At 65.8% G+C, this 6,000-nt stretch carries 9 protein-coding genes; 5 read left to right on the top strand and 4 right to left on the bottom strand.

Going from position 1 to position 6,000, the window contains the following annotated elements:
• Positions 1 to 98 precede the first annotated feature (98 nt).
• Positions 99 to 584 carry a MarR family winged helix-turn-helix transcriptional regulator gene (locus G9E11_RS08530; RefSeq protein ID WP_190604750.1) on the top strand — a complete coding sequence of 162 codons (486 nt, stop codon included), beginning with the start codon at positions 99 to 101 and terminating at the stop codon, positions 582 to 584.
• Between the two features lie 95 nt (positions 585 to 679).
• Positions 680 to 1,441 carry an SGNH/GDSL hydrolase family protein gene (locus tag G9E11_RS08535; RefSeq protein ID WP_190604752.1) on the top strand — a complete coding sequence of 254 codons (762 nt, stop codon included), beginning with the start codon at positions 680 to 682 and terminating at the stop codon, positions 1,439 to 1,441.
• Here G9E11_RS08535 and G9E11_RS08540 read toward each other — a convergent pair whose 3' ends face one another.
• Genes G9E11_RS08540 through G9E11_RS08550 form a run of 3 tightly spaced genes read right to left on the bottom strand, consistent with a single transcriptional unit; the run spans position 1,442 to position 4,288 of the window.
• Positions 1,442 to 2,287 carry an FAD:protein FMN transferase gene (locus G9E11_RS08540; protein ID WP_246468828.1) on the bottom strand — a complete coding sequence of 282 codons (846 nt, stop codon included), beginning with the start codon at positions 2,285 to 2,287 and terminating at the stop codon, positions 1,442 to 1,444.
• Positions 2,271 to 2,825 carry an FMN-binding protein gene (locus tag G9E11_RS08545; protein ID WP_190604754.1) on the bottom strand — a complete coding sequence of 185 codons (555 nt, stop codon included), beginning with the start codon at positions 2,823 to 2,825 and terminating at the stop codon, positions 2,271 to 2,273. Before G9E11_RS08545 ends, G9E11_RS08540 begins: the two co-directional genes overlap by 17 nt.
• Positions 2,822 to 4,288, bottom strand: coding sequence for a ferredoxin reductase family protein (locus tag G9E11_RS08550; protein ID WP_190604756.1), 1,467 nt, complete (start codon positions 4,286 to 4,288; stop codon positions 2,822 to 2,824). The genes G9E11_RS08545 and G9E11_RS08550 overlap by 4 nt, the downstream gene beginning before the upstream one ends.
• A 496-nt stretch (positions 4,289 to 4,784) precedes the next feature.
• Here G9E11_RS08550 and rpmB point away from each other — a divergent pair, with 496 nt between their 5' ends.
• Genes rpmB through rpsN form a run of 3 tightly spaced genes read left to right on the top strand, consistent with a single transcriptional unit; the run spans position 4,785 to position 5,498 of the window.
• A complete protein-coding gene (gene rpmB, locus G9E11_RS08555) occupies positions 4,785 to 5,021 on the top strand; it encodes a 50S ribosomal protein L28 (protein ID WP_003798559.1) in 237 nt (78 codons plus the stop codon).
• Entirely contained in the window at positions 5,021 to 5,188 is a 168-nt protein-coding gene (gene rpmG / locus G9E11_RS08560; RefSeq protein WP_003798558.1) for a 50S ribosomal protein L33, read from the top strand. Before rpmB ends, rpmG begins: the two co-directional genes overlap by 1 nt.
• A 4-nt stretch (positions 5,189 to 5,192) precedes the next feature.
• Positions 5,193 to 5,498, top strand: a complete 306-nt coding sequence (rpsN, locus tag G9E11_RS08565; protein ID WP_003798555.1) for a 30S ribosomal protein S14 — start codon at positions 5,193 to 5,195, stop codon at positions 5,496 to 5,498.
• 243 nt (positions 5,499 to 5,741) lie between these two features.
• On the opposite strand, the gene G9E11_RS20855 is transcribed toward rpsN, so the two are convergent.
• A partial coding sequence (locus G9E11_RS20855) for a hypothetical protein (RefSeq protein WP_218625937.1) occupies positions 5,742 to 6,000 on the bottom strand: 259 nt, incomplete at its 5' end.

Genomic DNA, 6,000 nt, shown 5'->3' on the forward strand with positions numbered 1-6,000 from the left:
GACGGCCAGCCTACCGCCAGAGCCTTGGCCGCCCGGCGACTCGCCGCCGCCGGAACCGGCCTTGAACCGTCAAGCGTTAGTTCTCCTAGGATGGAGTAATGACCGAACCGCGCTGGCTCAACGCCAATGAACGCAGGGCATGGCTTGCCCTGCTGAGCATCAACACCATGTTGCCCGCGTCGCTCGATACCCAGCTGCACGCTGCCGGCAAGGTGTCGCTGTTCGACTACAACGTGCTGGCGATGCTCTCTGAAGCCGAGGGGCGCTTCCTGCCGATGAGCGAGCTGGCGGCCCGGACCAGCGCCTCCCTGTCCAGGCTCTCCCACGTGGTTACCAAACTCCAGAACCGCGGCTGGGTGGAACGCCGGCCGCATCCCGGCGACGCACGCGTCACCACCGCGCACCTCACCGAACAGGGCATCGCCACCATCGTGGAACTGGCGCCGGGCCACGTCGAATCGGTCCGCTCGCTGTTCCTCGACGCCCTGACTGAGCGTGATGTTACGGACCTCGCACGCATCGGCGAAAAGATTGTGGCCCGCCTGGACAGCAATCACTGGATCCTCCGCGAGCGGCAGCAGTAGCAGCACCCGGCCAGTCGCCGGCAGCAGCTCCCGGCGAGCCGGACAGCACCGGCCCGTCTTGGTTGCTCCCGGCAACGGGTGGCAGACTGGCTCCCATGGATTTCACGGCCCGCTACGTTGCCCTTGGAGATTCCTTCACGGAGGGCGTCGGCGACGACGACCCCGCGCGGCCCAACGGGCTCCGCGGCTGGGCCGACCGGGTGGCGGAGCAACTGGCCGTGGCTGACCCCGGCTTCGGCTACGCAAACCTTGCCATCCGCGGCCGCAAGCTGCGGCAGATCCTGGCCGAGCAGGTGGATGCTGCCATCGCGCTCAATCCCACACTGGTGACCCTTTACGCCGGAGCCAACGACATTCTCCGGCCCAAGATCGACATCGACGACCTGCTTGCGGACTACGAAAAGGCCGTCGGGAAGCTCGCGGCCACGGGTGCCACCGTGGTCCTGTTCACGGGCTTCGACGCGCGGGGCTCGAAGGTCTTCGGCACCATGCGTGGGCGTACGGCCATCTACAACGAACTCGTGCGCGGCATAGCCGGGGACCATGGCGCCCTGCTGGTGGACTACTGGCGCTTCAACGAGTACTACGACTGGGGCATGTGGGCCAAAGACCGGATGCACATGTCCGCCGCCGGGCACGCGAACATGGCCAAGCGCGTCCTAACGGTCCTCGAGCACGAGCACTCCATCGAGGTTCCGCCGATGACCCCCGTCCCGGAGCTCAGCAAGGCGGAGGCGCTGAGGGCCAACGCCCGTTGGGTCCGGGAATTCGCCGCACCGTGGGTGGTCCGGCGGGTCACGGGGAAGTCCTCCGGCGACAACCTCCAGCCTAGGTACGCCCAGCTCACCCGGCTCTAATTACCGCCGGAACCCGCCGGTCGCCAACAGCTCGCCATGTGTGCGGACGGCCAACGCCTCGATGTCCCACATGGCGGTGGCGCGGTTGAGCATGGGAACCCCGCCCGCCATGATCGCGGTTGCCAGCACATCGGCCGTGACCACGTCGGCTGCGGCGACGGAGACCTGTCGGAATTCCGCGGCCCCGGCCGTGACACCCCAGATGTGATCCCCGCGCTCAGCGGAACCGGAGGTGGCCAGCGCCGCCCGGGTCCCGCCGTCGGCCGTCTTTTCACCCAGCCGAGGCAAACCCAGCGCCGCCCCGCCCAGCGGGAATCCGGCGAGCAGGGTCCTCCGGTCCGCCGGGTCAACGATTCCCGCCCGCCAGGGCACATCGGTGCCGGGGTTCGGGGAGCCGCTGACCAGCACGTCCCCGCCGGCGTTCAGGCACCAGTTGGCCATGCCGAGCGCCAGCAGGGACATGCCGGCCTCCCGGATGGCGTGCCCCTTGACGATTCCGGAGAGATCCAGCGCCCCGTCCGGACGCTCCGGCGTGAACGACCCCTCGGTGAGGAGCCGCCACTCGGCCGCCTCTTCGTACCGCGCCCGCATTTCTTCCGACGCCTCCGGCAGCGCGAGTTCGCCGCGCACCAGCCGGCTCGCCTCCGAATCGGGGCGGTAGAGGCTGAAGATACTGTCCAGTTCCGTGAACAGGCATTCGACGACGGCGGTCGCCGCTTCCAGCTCATCCGCCGCCGCTTGGGGTGCTTTGTGCGCGTCCGTTGGGACAGCCAGGCTGATGACAGTTCCCATGCAGGTGAAGGTCCGGGCCCGGAGCCGGTGTGCGGTCTCAGAGGTTTGCTGCATCGAGGGCCGCCTGGAGGGAGGTGAGGTAAGCGTCGCTGGTCACGGTGGCGCCGCCCACCGTCTGCACGTCGGCGGACTGTGCCTGAAGTACCTCGTCGCGAAGAACCGGGGCGGCATAGTTGCTGATCTGCACGGACCGGCCCTCGGCGTCGGTGAGTTTCAGAGCCGTGACGTCGGTGATTTGCCCGGCCTTCACGGTGATCTGGACCTGCACGGTGCCAAAGCGGGTCTGGACCACATCGCCGTCGTACGTGCCGCCGGCCTTGGCCGCCGCCCCGGGGGCTCCGGATGTGCCGGATGCGCCCGCGGCTCCCGAACTGCCCGTCGTCCCGGAATTGCCGGTCGTCCCGGACGATGCCGCGGATTCAGACGACGCTGCGCCGCTGCTGTCAGTGATTCCCGTCCCCGAAGCCTGATTTCCCGTTGCCGCGGCCGCAACCGCGCTGCGGGTATCGGACACATGGACACCTGATTGCCAGCCGACCAGGAGGATGCCGGCCGAAGCCAAGGCGGCTGAAACTGCTGCTCTTATTCTCACCAGTCGAACCTTTCGTGATGGAGCTGATCTTCATGGACGCCGGCGGCGCGGGCGGCGTTCAGGACGTTGCCTGCCCACCGCGAGGGCCCGCATATATAGACGTCGGCGAGGGCGATTTCCGGGACGTAGTCCGCCAGGGCATACCCGGCCCGGTGTTCGGAGGCCGGAAGCCAGCTGTCAGGTGAACCGGGGTCCCGTCCGCCGGTCAGGTGGAACAGGGTGGCGCCGCGCTGCCGGCACAGTTCGAGGATTTCCTCGCCCAGGTAGAGCTCCTGGTTGCTGTGCCCGCGGAGCAGGACCGTGGCCTGGCCGGGGGCGAAAGGGGTGGTCTCCAGGAGGGCCCGCAACGGCGTAATACCTATGCCGGCGCCGATCATGACCACATGGTCCTTGCTGCGTGCGGCGGAGCTGAAGAGTCCGTAGGGCCCTTCGACGGCCACCTTCGTTCCGCGCCGCAGCGTCAGCAGTTGCGCGGAGCCCCGGCCCAGATCACGAACCGTGATCCGCAATCTCCCATGGCCATCAGGTCCTGTCCGCACCGGCTCCGCAGACAGACTGAACGGATGCGGATGCCACCACAGCCCCGGGGCGAGGAAGCGCCAGATGAAGAACCGTCCGCCGTTGCCGGCCAGCGAGCCGAGCTGCAGGCCGCTCATTTCGATGTTGACCACCCCGGGGGCCACGGAGGTGACGCGCTCAACCGTGAGCTGATGCCTGAAGGTTGCCCGTACAGGCTGGATGATCCGGTAGTACAGCAGGGCAGCTCCGGTGGCGATGCAGATCGCGAGCCAGTACCAGCGCTGCCAGGTGCCGACGGCGAACAGGCCGCCCACGCTGAACTGGTGCGGCAGCGAGGTGAGCACGGCAGCATAGGTGAGCAGGTGCACGGCGTACCAGAATTCGTAGGGAAACCGCCGGCGGACCGCCACCAGGGACGTGACCACAACCGCGATGAAGAGGGCCAGGGAGATGAAGGCGAGGCACATGTCGGGCACCAGCACCCAGAGCGCCACGGCTTCGCTGACCGGGTCGAGGCCTTCGGCCATGCCGTAGCCCACCGCGATGAGGAGCCCGTGGGCCAGCAGCAGGTACAGCGAGGGTTTCCCCAGCTTCCGGTGAAACTCCAGCGCCCGGTCATGCCCCACCGCGCCGTCAATGAAGGGAATCCTTGCCGCCAGCAGCAGCATGAGCAGCACCAGGTCCATTCCGGCAAGACCGGCAACGATGCCCAGCGCCGTGACCATGCCCGCGGGCGACGAAACCGCCGTCAGGCCGCCGTCGGCAAGCCAGAGCGCAACCGAAGCGGCCATCGAGGACCAGGCCGTTACCGTCAGGGCGTCCGCGCGGAGGAGCCTTCGCCGGTGCTGGCCGGCGAAACGGCCGGCCTCCCGAACCGGAGCGGAGCCGTGGGTCGGGCGCATCGGGGTGCCGGTCCCGGGGGAGGGCAGGAGCTGTGTGTTCATGGCTCAAGATTCCGCCCCGATCCTTTGCCTTTGCTGTGAAGAGCCTTCTTTCCGGATATGTCTTGGAAGAAGGCCCTCGCGACGGCGGGCGCTCTATCGATCGCGCGGCGCCCCTCGTGACGTCGGCGCTGCTTTATAGCACCGTTCCCCGCCGGATTGGTCTTTAATTCGGGTGTCTCGTAGACTTGGTTGGCGCTAGGTGGCGCGGAGCGTGTGCAATTGCTCCGGTTTGCGGTGGCTGTTGGCAGTATTCACAGTCCTGGAGGCCGGTAGTTAGGGGCTCAAGTTGCGTGCATTCCTGTATTCGCCCAGTATCCCGGCACTTCGCAGTGGCTTCCATTGCCAGGTGTTTGTGGCTCATCGTATTCCGCCGCAGTAAACCCGGTTCGCCGGCGTTGAAACGTGTGGACGCGTGAGGCTGGATGCGGACGCCGCCTGCCGCACGGTGAAGCAGAACTCTGCCATCCGTTTCATTCATTTTCAGAGGAGAGTCGTCATGGCAGCACACTGCCAGGTGACCGGAGCCGAGCCGGGCTTTGGACACAGCATTTCGCACTCGCACCGCCGCAACAAGCGTCGGTTCGACCCGAACATTCAGAAGAAGCGCTACTGGGTTCCGTCCCTGCGCCGTAATGTCACTCTGCAGGTTTCCGCAAAGGGCATCAAGACCATCGACGTACGCGGCATTGACGTTGTCGTCGCCGACATCCTGGCACGAGGAGTGAAGCTCTAGTGGCAAAGGACAAGGACGTACGTCCGATCATCAAGCTCAAGTCGACCGCGGGCACGGGTTACACCTACGTAACCCGTAAGAACCGTCGTAACGATCCGGACCGTCTGGTCCTGAAGAAGTACGACCCCAAGATCCGCCAGCACGTCGAATTCCGAGAGGAGCGCTAAACACATGGCTAAGAAGTCCAAGATTGCTCGCAACGAGCAGCGCAAGGTCATCGTTGAGCGTTACGCTGCAAAGCGCCTCGAGCTGAAGAAGACCCTGGTTGACCCGAACGCGACTGACGAAGCACGGGAAGCTGCACGCCTCGGCCTGCAGAAGCTGCCCCGCAACGCCTCCCCGATCCGTCTGCGTAACCGCGACATCATCGACGGCCGTCCGCGCGGTACCTTCCAGAAGTTCGGTATCTCCCGTGTTCGCTTCCGCGACATGGCTCACCGCGGTGAGCTCCCGGGCATCACCAAGTCTTCCTGGTAATACAGCACCGCTGATTCCAGCTGCTTGAGGAGGGCCGGCAACCATATGGTTGCCGGCCCTCCTTTGCGTTAACCGCGCTCGCTTGCGTGCTGGTTGGGCGCGGGTGACGCACCGCACAGGGCGGAATTACGACGGCGGAGGCTCACCAGAGTGCCTCCGCGCACCGTTTCGCCGCGGAAACGCGGGGATCCCATGCTCCTGCGAGGACGGTTTGCGGTGGGGCGGCAGCGAGTGTATTGTTTTCTAAGTCGCCGCGAGGGAGACAGCGAAGAGCTGGTAACCGCGGGCGGCCAAATCCCCGAAATCAAGGCCATGATCTGGTGACTTTTTAGGTCGCTTGGGTGTGGTGGGGCTGGTTTTCCTGCCGGCGAGAATCCTGAAACACGGATTTGCGTCGGGGAGTGAAACCGGGTAAGTTTGAAAAGTTGCTCCGGAGCGATCCTGAACGTTGGTTTGGGTGGTGCCGGGTGTGTCTGTTGTTTGAGAACTCAATAGTGTGCCA

Origin of the sequence: Arthrobacter ipis (assembly GCF_014694315.1) — a bacterium.
In the GTDB taxonomy this organism is placed as follows: Bacteria; Actinomycetota; Actinomycetes; order Actinomycetales; family Micrococcaceae; genus Arthrobacter; species Arthrobacter ipis.

What these genes read in the sequence shown, in the direction of transcription:
- rpsN (WP_003798555.1), top strand. Translation starts at nt 5,193, where the DNA reads ATGGCTAAGAAGTCCAAGATTGCTCGCAACGAGCAGCGCAAGGTCATC.
- G9E11_RS08535 (WP_190604752.1), top strand. Translation starts at nt 680, where the DNA reads ATGGATTTCACGGCCCGCTACGTTGCCCTTGGAGATTCCTTCACGGAG.
- rpmB (WP_003798559.1), top strand. Translation starts at nt 4,785, where the DNA reads ATGGCAGCACACTGCCAGGTGACCGGAGCCGAGCCGGGCTTTGGACAC.
- G9E11_RS08540 (WP_246468828.1), bottom strand. Translation starts at nt 2,287, where the DNA reads ATGCAGCAAACCTCTGAGACCGCACACCGGCTCCGGGCCCGGACCTTC.
- G9E11_RS08550 (WP_190604756.1), bottom strand. Translation starts at nt 4,288, where the DNA reads ATGAACACACAGCTCCTGCCCTCCCCCGGGACCGGCACCCCGATGCGC.
- G9E11_RS08530 (WP_190604750.1), top strand. Translation starts at nt 99, where the DNA reads ATGACCGAACCGCGCTGGCTCAACGCCAATGAACGCAGGGCATGGCTT.